We start from the raw sequence: 16,848 nt of genomic DNA, 5'->3' as shown, positions 1-16,848 counted from the left end.
GAGAAACTTATGCATGACGAGTTAAAAGAAAGTTACCAAAAAATAATTACTGCTGTAGGTGAAGATGCTAACCGCGAAGGTTTACTTGATACGCCAAAACGTGCCGCAAAAGCAATGGAATATTTAACACAAGGGTATCGCCAAACGCTTGATGAGATAACCAATAAAGCAGTATTTACGTCTGATGCTGACGATATGGTTTTAGTGCAAGACATAGAGCTTTACTCTATGTGTGAACATCATTTACTGCCTTTTATTGGTCGTTGCCATATTGCTTATATTCCAAACGGTAAAGTATTAGGCTTGTCTAAATTTGCACGTATTGTTGATATGTTTTCACGTCGCTTTCAAATTCAAGAGCAGTTAACTCATCAAATCGCTAAAGCAGTCGAAGAAGTTACTGGCGCTAAAGGCGTTGGCGTTATTGTTGAGGCAAAACACATGTGTATGATGATGCGTGGTGTAGAAAAGCAAAATTCAAGCATGCGTACATCAGTAATGTTAGGTAACTTTAGAAGCGATCCTAAAACACGTAACGAATTTTTGCAGCTTATAAAAGGTTAACCCTATGGCTAATGCAATTATTAACGTTACTAATTTGCGCCTGCGTACATTTATTGGCTTTAACCCCGATGAGCGTGAGAAAAAGCAAGATGTAGTGATCAATCTAGAAATTCATTACCCTGCTGATGACGCGTGTAAAACAGATGAAGTAGACCAAGCACTTAATTATAAAGTGATCACGAAAGAAGTAATTAGCTTAGTAGAACAAGGCCACTTTTTACTGCTCGAAAAATTAGTGGCTGAAATTCTTGCGGTTTGTCACTCACACCCAAGTGTTCATTACGCTAAAGCACGTGTTGATAAACCACATGCACTGCGTTTTGCCGACTCAGTGTCGTTAACGCTCGATTGGGCTAAATAAGGCCTTAAAAATTTATTTAAAAAAGCTTTTCGAATCCTACGGCAAGGGCGATAACCGCTAAATAGCGCGCGCCTTTGCCTAGTGTTACTAGTAATAAAAACATACTAAAGCGTACTTTAAATATTCCCCCAATCACCGTTAATGGGTCTCCTACAACGGGTAACCAAGCAAACAACAAACTATACACACCGTATTTATTAAATTGCTTTTGTGCGCTATCAAGCCCTTTTTCCGATACCGGAAACCATTTTTTATCTTTAAAACGTAATACCTGCGTGCCTAACCAGTAATTAACACAGCTTCCTAACACGTTTCCAAGCGTTGCGACGCACCACATAAGCCATAAGTTAACTTTACCTTGGGCAATCATTCCCACCATTATCACCTCAGAAGAGCTGGGCAATAATGTGGCAGATATAAATGCGCTAATAAATAACGTGAGATAAAGCATAATGCCCTTATGGCTAAACGTAAAAACCCAGCCTATAGCTGGGTTTATAATACCAATTTTATTAAAAACATAATCATTCTAGCGTATTAAATAACTCACTAATTTATTCAATTGGTATAAAAATAAACTGTATGTTTATTTTATCAAATTTAAGCTCAGCGGGTAATTAAACTCTTTACCTTCGTTAGCTTTAATACTTGCTAGCACTACCATCACAAACGAAAATATTGCCACTATAGGTAGTAATATTAAGCCTATCGCTACAAACATCAGTAAAAAACAAACTACATATGCAATTGCCATCGTTATTTGAAAGTTAAGCGCCTTTTTACCGTGCACGTCAACAACTGGCATTTCATCTCTTTTAATTAACCACACAATTAATGGTCCAATAATTGAGCCGAACGGCATAACAAAACCTGCCAGTGCACTTAAATGACATAACATAGCCCACATGCGTTCATCTTTATTAACTGGTTCAACCTGTTGATTTTCTTCCATAACACGCTCCTTTTTGTTTTATGTATGTTGCCTCTTAACTAAACAAATGTCTACTAATCAACCAACGTATTTACCTTTAAAAATCACAGCGTGAAACCTTGTGATAAAAAAGTGATAAGTTTGTGAGAGTTTCTGGAGACGATTATTCAATACTTAGCTCGAATCATCACTTACAGGAAATAATAATGAAAGCTTCTACATTAACAATCGCAATTCTTTTAGCGGCAGNGCTAGCCAATCGACTGTGGCCGCAGAACTAGACTTAAAAGTTACTAACCTAACCAAGGGTATTCACTTTACCCCGTTATTAATTACAGCACACAACAACGAAGACACACTATTTGAAGTAGCAACAGAAGCTTCTACAGCATTACAAACAATGGCTGAAGGCGGCAATATTGCAGAGCTAGTTGCACAAGCTACTGCTGCAGGTAGTGACATGGCTGCAAATCCAGCTGAAGGTTTACTTGCACCAGCCGCATCTACAACGGCAACACTGACAACAACCGACGGTAACGAGTACTTATCTTTAACTGCAATGATGCTGCCAACTAATGATGGCTTTGTAGGTTTAAACAGCTGGAAAATCCCAACAGAAGCAGGCACTTACACAATTAATTTAAATGCTTACGATGCAGGCACAGAACAAAACAATGAGCTTGTAGTTGAGGGCTCTGGGGCTCCAGGTACGCCGGGTATTCCTGCGGCTCCAGGTGGCGACGCTGGCACTGGCGGTACAGGTATATTAAGTGGCGATACAAATACAAGCATCCATATTCACCCTGGTAGCTTAGGTGATGACGATTTAGAAGCGGGCAATAGCGATTTAAGTAATACAGTACACAGATGGTTAAACCCAGTGGCGCAATTAACCGTTACAGTTAAGTAGGAGCATGACTATGTTATCTGCTAACAACCTTAAAAAAAGTCTACTAGTGCTTGCACTTGCAACCACACTTGCAGCGTGTAGCGATAATGATAACGACCCAGTGGTTGAAGAGCCGGTCGTTGTTGAACCTATTGTTGTAGAACCTGTAATCAATGAGTTTACTATTACTTTTAGTAACTTAACTGCAGGACAGCCTTTGTCACCACTCTCTGTCATTGCTTTTGAAGATGAAGCACCTTGGACATTCGGTACAACAGCCTCTGTTGGTTTAGAAATGCTTGCAGAAAGCGGCGCAAATGAAGAATACCTAAGTTACGAAAGTGCACTTGCTGCTGTTTCAGCTGAAGGAGGCATTGGTCCTGGTGAGACAACCACAGTAATCATCTCTGTTGAAGACCAAGAAACGCTTAATTTGTCATTTGCTGCAATGCTTGGGAATACAAATGACACATTTACCGGTCTTAGTCTTGTAGATGTATCTTCATTAGAAGTAGGTGACTCGCTAATGAGTACAACCGTTGCTTATGATGCTGGTACGGAAGCAAATACAGAAACAGCTGAAACTGTGCCAGGTCCTGCCGCTAGCGGCGAAGGATTTAACGAAATTCGTGACGATACTGCCGATATAATAACAATGCACCCAGGCATTGTTTCAAATCAAGATGGATTATCAACATCAGCACTCGGTGTTGAACATAAGTTTGATAACCCGGTATCGAAAATAGTAATTACGCGCACGCAGTAACGTTCCAGCTTGTAATGGGGAAGTAAGGGAGCACGGATGCCCCCCTTTTTACGAGGTAATACATGCGTCACGAAAAAATATTAGTAGTAGAAGATGATAGAGAAATAGGTAAATTAATTACCACACAGCTAACGTCGCTTAACTTACATGTTGATCATGTTGTAAGCGCAGAACTTGCCTTAAAAAAAATAGCCAAGCATCCCTACGGACTTATTTTACTCGATATAAACTTACCGCAAATGGATGGTTTGAGTTTGTGCCGAAAAATAAAAGAGCATTACCCTACTACCTCCGTTATTTTACTCACCGCGCTTAGTAGCGATATGGACAGAGTTATTGGCCTTGAAATGGGCGCTGATGATTATATTTGTAAGCCATTTTTTGCACGCGAATTACAAGCCAGAGTAAAAACCCAATTACGCCACAGAGCACAGCTACTCGCTAGCCAAAATAACGACAACTCTCCCGTTGATAGCGAACAAACACTAAATGTAGGCTCACTCAATATAGAATTTAGTTCGCACCAAGTGTATTTAGGCAAACAAGCCCTTAACCTTACCGCCACCGAATTTGATTTACTCGTTTACTTTGCACGCCACCCTAATCATGTTTTTAGTCGCCAACAATTACTCGATAAAGTATGGGGATATCAACACAGTGGTTACGAGCACACGGTTAATTCACATATAAACCGCTTACGTGCCAAGCTAGAAGAACATCAACAAGCGCCTATCATCGAAACAGTTTGGGGTGTTGGTTACAAACTAAACCCTAGCCAACTCAATTAAGACACCTATTATGAAATTATCTTTGTATCAAAAATTAGCTATATCGCTCGTCGTAATTTTTTGTTTTATTTGCGCCCTTGTTTACGGTTGGAGCAAGCAATTAGAACTGACTTCAAAGCACCATGCAGAACAAAACCTGCACTTAGCGTTAGCTGAGCATTTAGTACAAGATAATCCATTAATAAAAGAAGGTGTTTACGACTATAAAGCGCTTGAAAATCTTTTTCATACCTTAATGTTATTAGGCCCGGCGTTTGAATTTTATTTTGTAGACGAAACCGGAAAAATTCTTACTTATTCAGCAGAACCAGGGAAAGTTAAGCGCACACATATTAGTTTAACGCCTTTAAAAAGACTGATTAACGACCCAAGCACAGCACCAATTTATGGTGATAACCCTCGTAATAAAGAGCAACAAAAAATATTTTCAGCCGCGCCAGTATTTAATCACGATAAGTTACAAGGTTATTTATATGTAATTATTGGTGGTGAGGCTTACGACACCTCACTAAGCACTGTAAAAAATAATGATAAGTTATGGCTAGCCGCTTTATGGCTTGGCTCTGCACTCGCATTTTTATTTATTGCGATGCTAATTTTGCTACGCTTTTTTACCAACCCTATTCAGCGTTTAGCACGCGATGTTAGTAATATTGAAGCCGCAAACTACAGCCTTACCGACACCAAGCTAAGTATCTATTCAACGCAAAAAAGTAACGAAGTGCATAGTTTAGGGCGAAGTATTCAAGCCATGCTAACGCGTATTAACGAGCAGTTTAAAGCGCTTGAGCAAGGCGATAAACAACGCAAAGAGTTGCTAACTCATCTCTCGCACGACCTACGTACGCCACTTGCCTCCTTGCAGGGGTTTTTAGAAGTATTAAATCAGTCGGGTGAACAACTAAGTAAACAAGAGCAGCAAGAATACTTGCAGGTATCGCTTAATAATTGCGGGCAATTAAAGCTACTCATAGAGCAAATATTTGAGCTTGCTCACTTAGAAAATGGCGAAATAAGTATAAATAAAGAAACCTTTAATTTAGGTGAACTCATTTACGATTGCATGGCAAAATTTAGTTTAGCCGTTGATAGAAAAGGCATTAGTTTGTCGGTAGAACCTGCGATTTGTGATTTTCCTGTGGTTGCCGATATAGCTAAATTAGAGCGTGTGCTAAGCAACTTAATTGATAACGCAATTAGGCATACTCCTCGCGGCGGCAGCATTGCCGTACATGTAAAACGCAGTGACGATAATCAACTATTTGTGCATGTATCCGATACTGGTGTAGGCATAAAAGAAGATGAGCTGAATGCTATTTTTGACCCGCATTACCAAGCAAGTAATTCTAATAAAGAAGGGCGCCAGCAAGGTGGTTTAGGATTGGCTATTTGCAGAGGGTTATTAAAACTGATGGATAGCGAAATTTACGTACAAAGTGAAATTGGTAAAGGCACTATGTTTAGCTTTAACTTGCCACAAAAAAAGGTGCTTTCTTAAAAAGCACCTTACATTTTTTATTTATTTTAAATATATAAATTAATTACTTTTTAATACCCGCTAAATCAAGCATAAATGCATAGTTTAGCGCGGTATCTTCTAAGCGTTTAAAGCGACCCGATGCGCCGCCATGCCCTGCTTCCATATCTATTTTAAACAATAACTTATTGTCATCAGTTTTATAGTCACGCAGCTTAGCAACCCATTTTGCAGGTTCAAAGTATTGAACTTGTGAGTCGTGCAAGCCCGTCGTTACTAGCATATTAGGATACGCTTGCTTAGATACTTGGTCGTATGGCGAATAAGACAGCATGTAATCGTAATACGCCTTTTCGTTTGGGTTACCCCATTCACCGTATTCATTTGTTGTAAGCGGAATACTTGCATCAAGCATCGTTGTAACTACATCTACAAACGGTACCGCAGCAACCATGCCTTTATAAAGCTCAGGCGCTTGGTTTGCCACTGCGCCCATTAGTAAGCCACCAGCACTGCCGCCTAACGCAAATATTTCATCTTTTGCGCCATACTTTTGAGAAACCAATGCTTTAGTTACGTCAACAAAGTCGTTAAACGTATTCTTTTTAGTGAGTAGCTTACCATCTTCGTACCAAGGACGACCTAACATTTGCGAGCCACGAACATGAGCAATTGCAAATACAAAGCCACGGTCTAACAAGCTCAAACGTGAGCTTGAGAACGTTGGATCCATGGTTGCACCGTACGACCCATAACCATATTGCAGTAGCGGGTTAGCGCCATCTTTTTTAAACGTATCTTTACGGTAAACTAAGCTTACTGGTACTTTAATGCCATCGCGTGCTGTTACAAAAATACGCTCTGAAGCGTAATTGTCAGCATCAAAATCACCTAATACAACCTGTTGCTTAAGAAGCGTTTTATCGCCAGTCGTTAAATCTACATCGTACGATGAGCTTGGAGTGGTCATGCTTGTGTAGTAAACACGTAGCGTGCTGCTATCTATATCGTTATTGCCATAAGTACCAATTGTATAAGCGCTGTCGTTAAAACTCAGTGGTAACTCTTTACCCGTTTTTAAATTACGCGCAATCAACTTTGATTGGCCCATTTCACGTTCTTGATAAACTAAGTAGTCATTAAATAAATCAATGCCTTCTAGTTTAATATCATCGCGCGCTGGGATCACACTTTGCCAATTTGCTTTGTCGCTTGCTTTATCAATATCAACTTTCATCAGCTGAAAATTTACAGCATCTAAGTTAGTTACAATGTAGTAAGTATTCCCTAGCTTCGAAATATCATATTCAAGCCCTGCTTCGCGTTCAATTAAGCGTTTAGGCATTGCTTTGGTATCATCAGCACTTAATACCGATACGCCTGATGCGGCCGTACTGCTGTGCCAAATATAAATTTCTGACTCATCTTTGCTTTTACTCATACCCATGTAGTAACTGGTATCAGTCTCTTCGTATATTAGCTCGTCATCAGCTTGCGGTGTACCTAATGTATGACGATAAACTTGGTAACCTAGTAGAGTTTGTAAATCTTTTTTAATGTAGTAAACCGTTTTATTATCGTTTGCCCACACAATGCCACCGTTAGTGCCTTCAAGTGTGTCTTCGAGTAATTTACCGGTAGTTAAGTCTTTTATTTTTATGCTATAAATACGACGGCTAACAGTATCTTCGCCATAAGCCATTAAATTGCCATTCGGGCTTACATCTAAGCCACTTACCGCATAATAATCATGACCTTTAGCAAGCTCATTTACATCTAAAATAACTTGCTGATCGGTACCTGCAAAATCGCTGCTGCGTAAGTAAGTAGTGTATTCGTTATCGCCACGTGTTTGCGTTGAGTAAAAATAATCACCGTTTTTAACTGGGACTGAATCATCGTCTTTTTGAATACGCCCTTTTAGCTCTTCAAACAATTCGCTTTGTAGCGTTTTAGTATGTGCAAGCATTGCATCAGTGTATGTATTTTCAGCTTCTAAATAGTTAATTACCTCTGGCGCTTTACGTTCATCATCACGCAGCCAATAGTAATCATCTATACGTGTATCACCATGAATAGTCATTTCATGTGGCACTTTTTTAGCAACCGGGGCAACAGCTTGGACTACTTGAACTGTTTTAACTTGTGTATTATTTTTTTGAGTTTCTTCTGGGGCTTGGTTACAGCCACTTAAAATAGCGAGTGATAGTGCAGCGAGTGCGAATGGGGTACGTTTCATCAGTCAAAGTCCTTGTTATATTTTTATTTTTTATTAAGTAATTAAATATACCTAAAAATAACCTGTGTTGTGATTTAGTTTGTGAAGCTATGTAAAATAAATCAACGTGATTCCTCTTTTCTTAATAAGCCTACATCAGGTACTCTGTAAGTATATAAATCACTTTTAAGCTCAACTGATTAAGGGTAGTAATGAATAGCGAAGTAATTAACATTTTAACTATGGCAAAAGTAATTCAAACGGCCGTTGCTCCCGTATTTTTAATCACAGGTATAGCAGCAACTTTAGGTGTTTTATCTAATCGCTTAGCACGAATTACCGACAGAGCGCGCTTACTTGAGCGAAGATTAAAAGTAAATACAGATGACGATTTTAATAAGTCGCTAGCAACAGAGCTGCGCGCCTTATTAAAAAGATCTCGATGTATACATATTGCTTTCAGCTTAAGCGTATTAAGCGCCTTACTTGTATGTGCTGTGGTTATGTTTTTATTCTTGTCGCACATTCAATCAATTAACTTAAGCGTGACCATTGCTTGTTGTTTTGTAGCAGCGATGGCATTGCTTATATGTGCATTTATGTCGTTACTTGGTGAGGTATTCTTAGCAACCCGCAGCATGCGTCGCGGGATGATATTTGCAGATATTGATATAAATGATTAATTTTTTATAAAAAACCCCGAGCAACTAATGTTACTCGGGGTTTTTATTAAATAAGCTTATTTAATAAAATAACTTATTGTGCAGTATAAATAGTCTCTAGCACTTCAATTCTAGCTTCTTTAGCATAACCTGAAGCATTTAACTGCTCTGCTGCAATTAAAATATCTTGTCCATCATTCACTGCTAAAACGGCAATCTTAGTACCAGGAAATACAGACACTACTTTTAATCCAGCCGCTGCAGCAATGTCGCTAGCAGTAATACCATCTTTTAAAAGTACCGTAATATTACCCGATAAAGAACTTAAGTTATTAGTAAGAATATTACGAACTAATGACCCTTTAGTTACTACATCAGATGTACTTGCAACATTAACAACCGCCATGTCGCCTTTTTGCATAACTACATGCTCATCGGCAGCAACACTTGATGGTACTAGGCTCAAATTTCTCTCTACTTTATAAGAACCAAAATCAGCTTTAGTATACTTTAAGCTAGATGCTTGCTTCTTTGGTAGTTGAAGCTCTTTATCAAAGCTTGTGTTTGCCGTAGCGCTTAAAGAAATACACGCAGCAGCACTTAATACGATTAATTTATTAACTTTCATTTTCATAATCCTTACTCTTGACCTGCGTGACCGAATGCGCGTAAAGACACACCCTCTAAAACACTTGCTGAACTATTATTGCTAATACCTACTACACCTAAACCATTGTCATCACCTTTACTAAGTGCATAGCTATCTGCGCTCGTATCTAGTAAACGAACTGTCCAAGTGCCTTTAGTCGACTCACCATAAAACGCATTTGAAAGCATTACTGCATCTTTTAGTATATAGCCAACACTCCAACTGCTAGTGAAACTATATGCTGGGTAGAATAAAGCTTGCTTAGATGACAGTAATACACTTCTTGTACCCGCTGGCGATGTAACTTCTATAGCTAAATCTGTTCCGGCTGAAGTTTGTGTGCCATCGCTTAAGCCAAAGCCCATTTCAGCATTACTTACATCAAACTTAAATTGCATTGCTTCAATGCTTAGCTCTTCAGTCACTTCAATTTCTTGTGTAAGACCCGTTGCACTGTTATCTGGAATTTCTAGTGCAAGTGCATCTTCAGCAATTACTGAACCAACACCGCTCCACTGAGTAATAACTTGTTCACCTAAAGAAACATCGTAAGCCTTCGCCATAGAAACCGCAGCTCCAGCATCAGCACGACCAAAACCATATAAGTTATTGAAGTTATAACCGGCAGAGTTTTCAATCCAACCGTCGTGAGCAACAAATTCGCCTTCACCAACTGTTAATTTAACAGCAGCATTATCTGCATCTATTAAAGTGCTAGTTGATGCAAGGATATGGCGAACGTCACGCCATGTTAAATCTGGATTAGCCGAAAGAATTAACGATACCACGCCCGATGCATTTGGCGCAGCAGATGATGTACCATTAAACGTTGAAGTATAGTTACAGCTTGCATTGTCTGCATGGCCTGGGTAGTTAAATGGATATTGACTTGCAGCAAACTCTTCACCGTAAGCAGCAGCCCATGCTGCAATAGAACCACCATTAAAACCTGAATAACCATTAATACAAGTCATTTGATCGGTTGTTACCATTGCAGGAGCAAAACGACCATACTCACCCGCTGGAGCCGACACCATTACGTTAGCGCCCGCTGTAGAATAGCTAGTATGTTTACCATTAGCATTTACTGCAGCAACACTTAAATAATAAGGGTGGCCTTGGCTTGGCTCAAAAGCGCCATTATAACAAGTTAAACCTAAGTCATTTGCACCATTGTCAGCACATAAAGAACCTTCATCGCCACCATCTTCAAATGAGTTACCGCTAGATTTCATATTTAGCGCACCTTTACCGTCACGAAGGTTAAGGTTAGGGTAAGACTCAATTGCTTCATCTAGCTCTGAATAACCGATAAACGTAGGGAACGTAATACCGTAACTACGGTTAAAGGCTGAAATATTTTCAGACGTACTAATACCACTACCAGGGAAGCCATGAGCAAGTAAATCAGTTTGTGCTACTTTATCTCCACCAAGGTAGTTCATACCGATTAAGCCTGCATCAGGTGCAACACCACGGCCGCCTTTGCCATTCCAACCTTTTGCTGCAATTAAGCCGGCAACACTTGTTCCGTGGTCACCACTGTTTGATGTACTTGTAGGGTCTGTACGATCTAGCGCTTCAGCGTTAAGGTTTAAAGAACGATTTGGTAATACGTTATCTACTAAATCTTCGTGGCGAATTTCCATACCCGAATCAACAACAACAGCAGTTACACCAGCTCCTGTAACGCCTTGAGCATAAGCGGCTGTTACATTCATATCTTCACCAGCAACCAAACCTGTAGCTTCTGCATTAGCAAAACTAGCATCAACATCTGCTTGCGCTTCTTCTTCTGTATCGCCAAATAGATTTACATATAAATTAACTAAGCCCTGCTTCATTTCATCGCTTAATGAGTATGCTTTTTGGCCTGTATTATTTAGGTGCCATTGTTGATTTGCTAATGGGTCACCAACAACTCCTGAAATGCTTATTTGCGCAGAAGCCGTTTTACCATTTGCGTTTACAGTGTAATCAATAACTGCATCATCATCCGTCATTGGAACATAAGTAAATGATGTTCCCTCTACAGTTAGAGTACCGTGACTAAATGTGAATACGCCATCTTCTGCAACCACTTCTTCACCGTTTTCAGTGAAGCTAAATGTAAGTGCATCGCCATCGTTATCACTGGCTTTGAATTCTGCAGTAACAGGGATCCATTGTTTTAAATCTACAACAACTACATCGCTCGCTTTAGGCGCTACGTCAGTAACTAATGGTACGCTGTTTTTATTATCGTCATCACTACTTCCACAACCAGAAAGTGAAACCACTATTGCAGCAGACAATGCTGACATTTTAAAAATATTATTTTTCATAAACTCTCTTTGTTAGTTATTTTTATGATGGTGTGACGTTACACAACAGGAATAAAAATAACAACGAGGTGTTTACAGTCATTAACAATAAAGACAATAGATGTAACGATAGAGTAATCGTTGTATGCTTAGTTAAAGAAACAATTATTAAGCACATATATTAACTTGAACATTCAAAGAAGCTAATATAGAACAGGATTAACAATTACTTTAAAGGGGGCAAACTATGAAATTGAAAAAAGTATTAGCAGGTATAGCATTAGCTACATGTGCACTTAGCGTATCGGCAAATTCTGCATTTAAAGAACCAAGTGACGCGATTGAATACCGCCAAGCAGCGTTTTCAATGATCTCAGTACAAATTGGTGACATGGGCGCAATGCTAAAAGGTAAAGTACCTTTTGACGCAGAGCAATTTAAAATGCGTGCTAACAACGCTGCTGCACTTTCAAAAATGCCATGGGAAGCGTTTTACGAAGGGACAGATAAAGGCGACACAGCTGCACTTGCTGCTGTTTGGGCCGAAAATGCAACCTTTGTTGAAAAAGCGAATGCTTTTGCAGCAAATGCAGATAAGCTAGCGTTAGCTGCTCAATCGGGCGATAAAGCCGTAATTGGTAAAGCTTTTGGCGCATGGGCTAAAGGCTGTAAAGATTGCCATAAGCAATTTAAAGATTAATTATTGTTGTAGCCAGTTTAACGACAATAAATAGATACTAAAAAAGCACTGAGCGTTAATAACGGTCAGTGCTTTTTTTTATGCTTTTTATCTACGAGACTTTAGCAGCTCGGCCTTTAAATGGGCGCTTAAACATCGCACCAATATCACCCAAAATAATATATAAACACGGTACTAATATAAGCGTTATTAACGTTGCAAACATAACAGCAAAGCCAAGTGCTACCGCCATAGGTATTACAAACTTAGCCTGCAGGCTTGTTTCAAACATAATAGGTAATACACCAGCAAAGGTTGTTATAGACGTTAATAGTATTGCTCTAAAGCGAGCACAACCAGCTTCTATTACCGCATTTTTAACGCTAACACCTTCGCGGCGAACTTGGTTTACATAATCGGTCATTACAAGTGAATCATTTATAACAACACCTGCTGCGGCAATTAAGCCAAATCCCGACATTAAGCTCATATCTAAATCAAACCAGTAATGACCCCAAATAGCCCCGGTTAAACTAAATGGAATAACCGACATTACAATAAGCGGTTGTGAATAGCTTTTAAGCGGCACAGCTAGCAGTATGTATACTAAAATCATTCCGCCAATAAAAAACATTATTTGCTCATTAGCTTGAGCTTGCTGCTCTTCTATTGCGCCACCAAGCTCTGATTTAACACTTGGGAATTCTTCTATTAGCTGTGGCAGTAAGTTTTCTTTTACTTGCTTAACCACTTCGCCCGGCTCAATTTGCTCTTCATCAATATTGCCATAAACATACACGGTACGGTAGCCACCTTCGCGGCGTATATAGCTAATACCTGGCGTTTCTGTTAATTCTACTACATCACCAAGAAGTACTTCTCGCCCTTGTGGGGTGGTAACCACGGTGTGTTTAAGTGATGAAAATGCCTCACGAGTCAGTTTAGGGTAGCGTACCATTACGCGTACTTCTTCGCCGTTTCGGATTACGCGCTGCGCTTCGCCACCATAAAAACTGGCTCCCACTTGATTTGCAATACCTGCTAAATCTAAGCCTAAATCATAAGCAACAGGTTTAAGGCTCATTTGCACTTCTTTGCTCGCAGGATCTATGGTTGAGCTAATATCAAACAACCCTTTTTGCTGTTGAAGTAATTGAATAAAACGACGACCCGCTTGATTTAAAGTATCTATATCTGAGCCATACAGTAAATAGCCAAACTCGCCGCCACCATTACCACCGCCGCCACCAACATCGTCTTGAATAGTTAACGACTTAATACCAGCAATAGTCGGCATAGCCTCACGCCATCGGCGAGAAAGCTCAAATGCATTGTATGGACGTGAATCTTCGTCAACTAATGGAGCTAGTAACTGCGACTCAGTTCTGCCTTGGTTAAATACCAATACATCACGAATAATTTTTTGGCCAAATTCACGTTCTGTTTCTTCATCGACTCTAAGTACCATAGCTTCTATTTCGCGAATAGCGGCAATGGTTTGTAAATCAGAAACGTTGTCGTTCATTTCAACTTGTATTTGTGGAAAGTCATGCGGCACTTTAGGAGTTGGAACTGTACGTACTTTATTAGACGTAATAAGTGCAATACTGATTATAAACATTGCAATAAAAGCAAACAAAACAGTCCAACGCCAATCAACACACTTAGCAATAAAACGTTTATATGGACCATTTACGAAACCAAAAAAGCGTGTATTGAAGCGATCGCGCCAACCACCTTTTTTGATCGGCGAAAAGTGCGTATGAGCAATGTGAGCTGGCAGTATCAGCTTTGATTCAATCAAACTAAATACTAAACACAGCATTACTACAACGGCTATACCATAAAAGAAGGCACTTTCTGGCCCGCTCGACATTGTGAATGGTGCAAATACAGCAATTGTTGTTAATACACCAAAGGTTGCAGGGGTCGCGACTCGGTTAGCGCCACGCACAACATTTTCTACACCACCGCCGCTTTTTTCAACTTCGGTGTAGGCAGCTTCCCCTATCACTATGGCATCATCCACCACTATGCCGAGCACCATTATAAAAGCGAATAACGAAATAATATTAATGCTAATGCCAAATAGTGGCATCATCATCATGGCCCCTAAAAAACAAACAGGTAAGCCAATCATTACCCAAAGCGCTAGTTTAAAACGCAAGAATAACGACAACATAATTGCCACCAAAATGGCACCTTGAAACAGGTTAGCTTTCATCATATCAAGGCGAGCATTTAGGTAGTAGGTCATATCCATTAATGGCTCTAATCGAATACCTGGCGGTAGCTGCTTATTTTTTTGATCAATAAACGCTTTAACCGAATCCGCAACGGGAATCATGTTTTGCTCTTGCGTTGCTTTTACCGATAAATACACCGCGTTTTCGCCATTAAACTTAAAGTAGCGCTCACCTTCGGTAAATTGATCTTTAATAACTGCAATATCTTGCAGTAAAACTTTAGCGCCATACTCGCCAATTTTTACCGGAATTTGCCTAAACTCATCACCTGAGTAAAACTGATTCTCGACGCGAACAGAAATAACACCTGCGTCTGTTTTTAGCTGCCCCGCCGAAAAGTTAGCTGAGTAACGGCGTACCGCATTCATCACATCACTAAGGGTTAGATTATATTGGCGCAGCGTATCGGGCTCTACTTCAATTGCTATTTCATCAAGAGGAACATCGTTTACCACTAACGACACGTTAGATAACTGTAGTAACTCATCTTCTATTTGGTTTGCTATAGGCTTAAGCTCTGTAAGTGGTAAGTCAGCAACGAGCGTCATACCTATTACGTCTTGCCTAAACTCAACCTGACTTATGGTGACCGGTTCCATACCCGCCGGAAAAGTCGCAATACCATCAACACGCAACTTTACTTTATCAAGCACATCGGTAAGTTTTGCATCGGTGTTTATTTCCAGGCTGGCTGTACCGCCATTTCTAAATGCGCGATACACGCCTTTTTTAATTTCGGTTATATCTTTAAGTGACTCTTCAACTTTTATAAGAATACTTTCTTCTATTTCCTGAGGAGAGGCACCTGGGTAATTAGCCTCAATATTAATGTAGTTAATCTCTACATTAGGAAACATTTGACGCTGAATCGTAAAGTAACTTATAGCCCCCATAATAATGATAAAAAACATCATTAAATTAGCGGCTACTGAATTATTAGCAAAGTAGGCAATTAGCCCTGTTTGTTTTTGTTGTATTGACTCGCTCATAATTATTAGACCCTACAGCTGTTGCGTGTTTGAAGTGCTCGTTTCTGAGCTTTCTGGTTTTGCAGCTACACCTGCAATTTTAACCTGCATTCCTTTTTGCGGGTATTCAGGTAAAGTAATAACGAGTTTGTCATCGGCATTTAAACCACTGCTAATATAAAAATACTCACCCTCTTCACGAATAACCGTTACTTTGCGAGGCTCTAGTTCTTGATTTTCGTTTACTACCCACACAGTTTGATTGTTAACCAAAGCTTGCGGTAAACGGTAAATATTATTAAGCATTGCACCTGCAAAATTTACCTGTACGTAGCTGCCAAACTTAATGGCTGGTTGTATGTTTTTAAGACCGTATGGGTCTTCTATACGTACTACTAAACTGCTCATACGTGTAGCGTTATCAACAATCCCTAAGTCACGGTCAATTACACCTTCACGGGTGAAGCTGTTTAGGCCCTTTTGAATAATCGTTGCGGTAATACCTTTAATACGCTCTGGCAAAAAAACGCTATCGAACCCTGCTATAGGAATAATCACTTCAGCAGTTTCAATATTATTGAGTTCAGCAACTTGCGAACCCATAGTGACAAATTGACCCACACCTACATTTCGGCTAATAACCAATGCATCGTAAGGGGCTGTTACTTCACAATTATCTAAGTCACGTTGTGCACGTTTTAATGCAGCTTGCGCCGACTTTACAGACGCCTGCGCACTTAGCACTTGAGGCTTACGTAAAAATAAGTCGGTACGCGCTTTACTTGGAAAACGCTTTGCTTCATCTTCGGCTACTTGGGCTTGGGCTTGTTCTTCAATTAAGCCTGCCTGTGCGCGAGCTATTTCGGCCTCAGCAACAAGTACTGCTGCTTCATAGTTATCTTTTTCGATAGTAAACAACGTCTCACCGCGAGCAACGATTCCACCGGCTACAAAATTAGGATGCCAACTTAGCACTTCACCCGACACCTGCGCCGAGAGTTGTGTATTTTCAAGTGGCTTTACTTCACCGTAGCTATTAATAATAACTTGATGATCGTTTGCAGCCACTGGCTCAACTTGCACTGTTGGACGAGTATCAATTACTTCTTTTTTTTCTGGCTCTTGTGCAATGGCATTTATTCCCATAAAGCCAACAACACCAACAACTAGTGCTACAAATGGAAAAACCCATCTAAGTGAATTTGTTTGCATATCCGATTATCCCCAAAATTCTATTAACGTCATAATACCAGAGCCATATGAAACATTAAGGTGACATTTGTAAGCAACTGTTGCAAATGCATATGAAACACCGATTTTCCGGGTTATAAAAAATAACTTTGCATG

General features: G+C 39.8%; 14 protein-coding genes and 1 pseudogene. 8 read left to right on the top strand and 7 right to left on the bottom strand.

Annotated elements, in window-relative coordinates; all coding sequences use genetic code 11:
- Window positions 1-9 precede the first annotated feature (9 nt).
- Together folE and folX are read left to right on the top strand one after the other, a co-directional pair.
- Window positions 10-564, top strand: coding sequence for a GTP cyclohydrolase I FolE (gene folE / locus L656_RS0107990; RefSeq protein ID WP_024598803.1), 555 nt, complete (start codon window positions 10-12; stop codon window positions 562-564).
- A 4-nt stretch (window positions 565-568) separates the two neighbouring features.
- The gene (gene folX / locus L656_RS0107985; RefSeq protein ID WP_007377309.1) at window positions 569-925 is read left to right on the top strand and encodes a dihydroneopterin triphosphate 2'-epimerase; all 357 of its coding nucleotides are present in this window, start codon (window positions 569-571) and stop codon (window positions 923-925) included.
- A 16-nt stretch (window positions 926-941) separates the two neighbouring features.
- Here the strand turns inward: folX and L656_RS0107980 are convergent, their stop codons facing one another.
- Together L656_RS0107980 and L656_RS0107975 are read right to left on the bottom strand one after the other, a co-directional pair.
- A complete protein-coding gene (locus tag L656_RS0107980; RefSeq protein WP_024598802.1) occupies window positions 942-1,376 on the bottom strand; it encodes a YqaA family protein in 435 nt (144 codons plus the stop codon).
- 135 nt (window positions 1,377-1,511) lie between these two features.
- The gene (locus L656_RS0107975) at window positions 1,512-1,877 is read right to left on the bottom strand and encodes a DUF4870 domain-containing protein (protein ID WP_024598801.1); all 366 of its coding nucleotides are present in this window, start codon (window positions 1,875-1,877) and stop codon (window positions 1,512-1,514) included.
- A 185-nt stretch (window positions 1,878-2,062) separates the two neighbouring features.
- Here L656_RS0107975 and L656_RS0107970 point away from each other — a divergent pair.
- From L656_RS0107970 to L656_RS0107955, 4 genes and pseudogenes are all read left to right on the top strand, one after another.
- Window positions 2,063-2,766 (top strand): annotated as a pseudogene (locus L656_RS0107970) (spondin domain-containing protein).
- A gap of 10 nt (window positions 2,767-2,776) precedes the next feature.
- Window positions 2,777-3,511: a spondin domain-containing protein gene (locus tag L656_RS0107965; RefSeq protein ID WP_024598799.1), complete on the top strand. Its 735-nt coding sequence runs from the start codon at window positions 2,777-2,779 to the stop codon at window positions 3,509-3,511.
- 62 nt (window positions 3,512-3,573) lie between these two features.
- On the top strand, window positions 3,574-4,299 hold the full coding sequence (locus tag L656_RS0107960; RefSeq protein WP_007580488.1) for a response regulator transcription factor: 726 nt from the start codon (window positions 3,574-3,576) through the stop codon (window positions 4,297-4,299).
- Window positions 4,300-4,309: 10 nt separating this feature from the next.
- Window positions 4,310-5,797 (top strand): sensor histidine kinase, encoded by a 1,488-nt coding sequence (locus tag L656_RS0107955; RefSeq protein WP_024598798.1) that lies wholly within the window; start codon window positions 4,310-4,312, stop codon window positions 5,795-5,797.
- A gap of 43 nt (window positions 5,798-5,840) precedes the next feature.
- On the opposite strand, the gene L656_RS0107950 is transcribed toward L656_RS0107955, so the two are convergent.
- Entirely contained in the window at window positions 5,841-8,015 is a 2,175-nt protein-coding gene (locus L656_RS0107950; RefSeq protein ID WP_024598797.1) for a S9 family peptidase, read from the bottom strand.
- A 191-nt stretch (window positions 8,016-8,206) separates the two neighbouring features.
- Between L656_RS0107950 and L656_RS0107945 the strand changes: the two genes are divergently transcribed.
- Window positions 8,207-8,677 (top strand): DUF2721 domain-containing protein, encoded by a 471-nt coding sequence (locus L656_RS0107945; RefSeq protein WP_024589627.1) that lies wholly within the window; start codon window positions 8,207-8,209, stop codon window positions 8,675-8,677.
- 73 nt (window positions 8,678-8,750) lie between these two features.
- On the opposite strand, the gene L656_RS0107940 is transcribed toward L656_RS0107945, so the two are convergent.
- Window positions 8,751-9,284, bottom strand: a complete 534-nt coding sequence (locus tag L656_RS0107940; RefSeq protein ID WP_024598796.1) for a S8 family serine peptidase — start codon at window positions 9,282-9,284, stop codon at window positions 8,751-8,753.
- An 11-nt stretch (window positions 9,285-9,295) separates the two neighbouring features.
- Window positions 9,296-11,629: a S8 family serine peptidase gene (locus L656_RS0107935; RefSeq protein ID WP_024598795.1), complete on the bottom strand. Its 2,334-nt coding sequence runs from the start codon at window positions 11,627-11,629 to the stop codon at window positions 9,296-9,298.
- A 226-nt stretch (window positions 11,630-11,855) separates the two neighbouring features.
- Here L656_RS0107935 and L656_RS0107930 point away from each other — a divergent pair, with 226 nt between their 5' ends.
- Window positions 11,856-12,308, top strand: a complete 453-nt coding sequence (locus tag L656_RS0107930) for a c-type cytochrome (RefSeq protein ID WP_024598794.1) — start codon at window positions 11,856-11,858, stop codon at window positions 12,306-12,308.
- 91 nt (window positions 12,309-12,399) lie between these two features.
- Here L656_RS0107930 and L656_RS0107925 read toward each other — a convergent pair whose 3' ends face one another.
- Both L656_RS0107925 and L656_RS0107920 read right to left on the bottom strand, forming a co-directional pair.
- Window positions 12,400-15,522, bottom strand: a complete 3,123-nt coding sequence (locus L656_RS0107925; RefSeq protein ID WP_024598793.1) for an efflux RND transporter permease subunit — start codon at window positions 15,520-15,522, stop codon at window positions 12,400-12,402.
- A gap of 12 nt (window positions 15,523-15,534) precedes the next feature.
- Entirely contained in the window at window positions 15,535-16,713 is a 1,179-nt protein-coding gene (locus L656_RS0107920) for an efflux RND transporter periplasmic adaptor subunit (RefSeq protein WP_024598792.1), read from the bottom strand.
- Window positions 16,714-16,848: the final 135 nt, after the last annotated feature.

The organism is Pseudoalteromonas sp. TAE56 (assembly GCF_000497955.1).
In the GTDB taxonomy this organism is placed as follows: Bacteria; Pseudomonadota; Gammaproteobacteria; order Enterobacterales; family Alteromonadaceae; genus Pseudoalteromonas.
This window is presented reverse-complemented; position numbering and strand designations above follow the sequence as displayed.

Excerpts from the sequence above, each read along its gene's own strand:
- folE (WP_024598803.1), top strand. The coding sequence starts at position 10 with ATGCATGACGAGTTAAAAGAAAGTTACCAAAAAATAATTACTGCTGTA.
- folX (WP_007377309.1), top strand. The coding sequence starts at position 569 with ATGGCTAATGCAATTATTAACGTTACTAATTTGCGCCTGCGTACATTT.
- L656_RS0107980 (WP_024598802.1), bottom strand. The coding sequence starts at position 1,376 with ATGCTTTATCTCACGTTATTTATTAGCGCATTTATATCTGCCACATTA.
- L656_RS0107975 (WP_024598801.1), bottom strand. The coding sequence starts at position 1,877 with ATGGAAGAAAATCAACAGGTTGAACCAGTTAATAAAGATGAACGCATG.
- L656_RS0107965 (WP_024598799.1), top strand. The coding sequence starts at position 2,777 with ATGTTATCTGCTAACAACCTTAAAAAAAGTCTACTAGTGCTTGCACTT.
- L656_RS0107960 (WP_007580488.1), top strand. The coding sequence starts at position 3,574 with ATGCGTCACGAAAAAATATTAGTAGTAGAAGATGATAGAGAAATAGGT.
- L656_RS0107955 (WP_024598798.1), top strand. The coding sequence starts at position 4,310 with ATGAAATTATCTTTGTATCAAAAATTAGCTATATCGCTCGTCGTAATT.
- L656_RS0107950 (WP_024598797.1), bottom strand. The coding sequence starts at position 8,015 with ATGAAACGTACCCCATTCGCACTCGCTGCACTATCACTCGCTATTTTA.
- L656_RS0107945 (WP_024589627.1), top strand. The coding sequence starts at position 8,207 with ATGAATAGCGAAGTAATTAACATTTTAACTATGGCAAAAGTAATTCAA.
- L656_RS0107940 (WP_024598796.1), bottom strand. The coding sequence starts at position 9,284 with ATGAAAGTTAATAAATTAATCGTATTAAGTGCTGCTGCGTGTATTTCT.
- L656_RS0107935 (WP_024598795.1), bottom strand. The coding sequence starts at position 11,629 with ATGAAAAATAATATTTTTAAAATGTCAGCATTGTCTGCTGCAATAGTG.
- L656_RS0107930 (WP_024598794.1), top strand. The coding sequence starts at position 11,856 with ATGAAATTGAAAAAAGTATTAGCAGGTATAGCATTAGCTACATGTGCA.
- L656_RS0107925 (WP_024598793.1), bottom strand. The coding sequence starts at position 15,522 with ATGAGCGAGTCAATACAACAAAAACAAACAGGGCTAATTGCCTACTTT.
- L656_RS0107920 (WP_024598792.1), bottom strand. The coding sequence starts at position 16,713 with ATGCAAACAAATTCACTTAGATGGGTTTTTCCATTTGTAGCACTAGTT.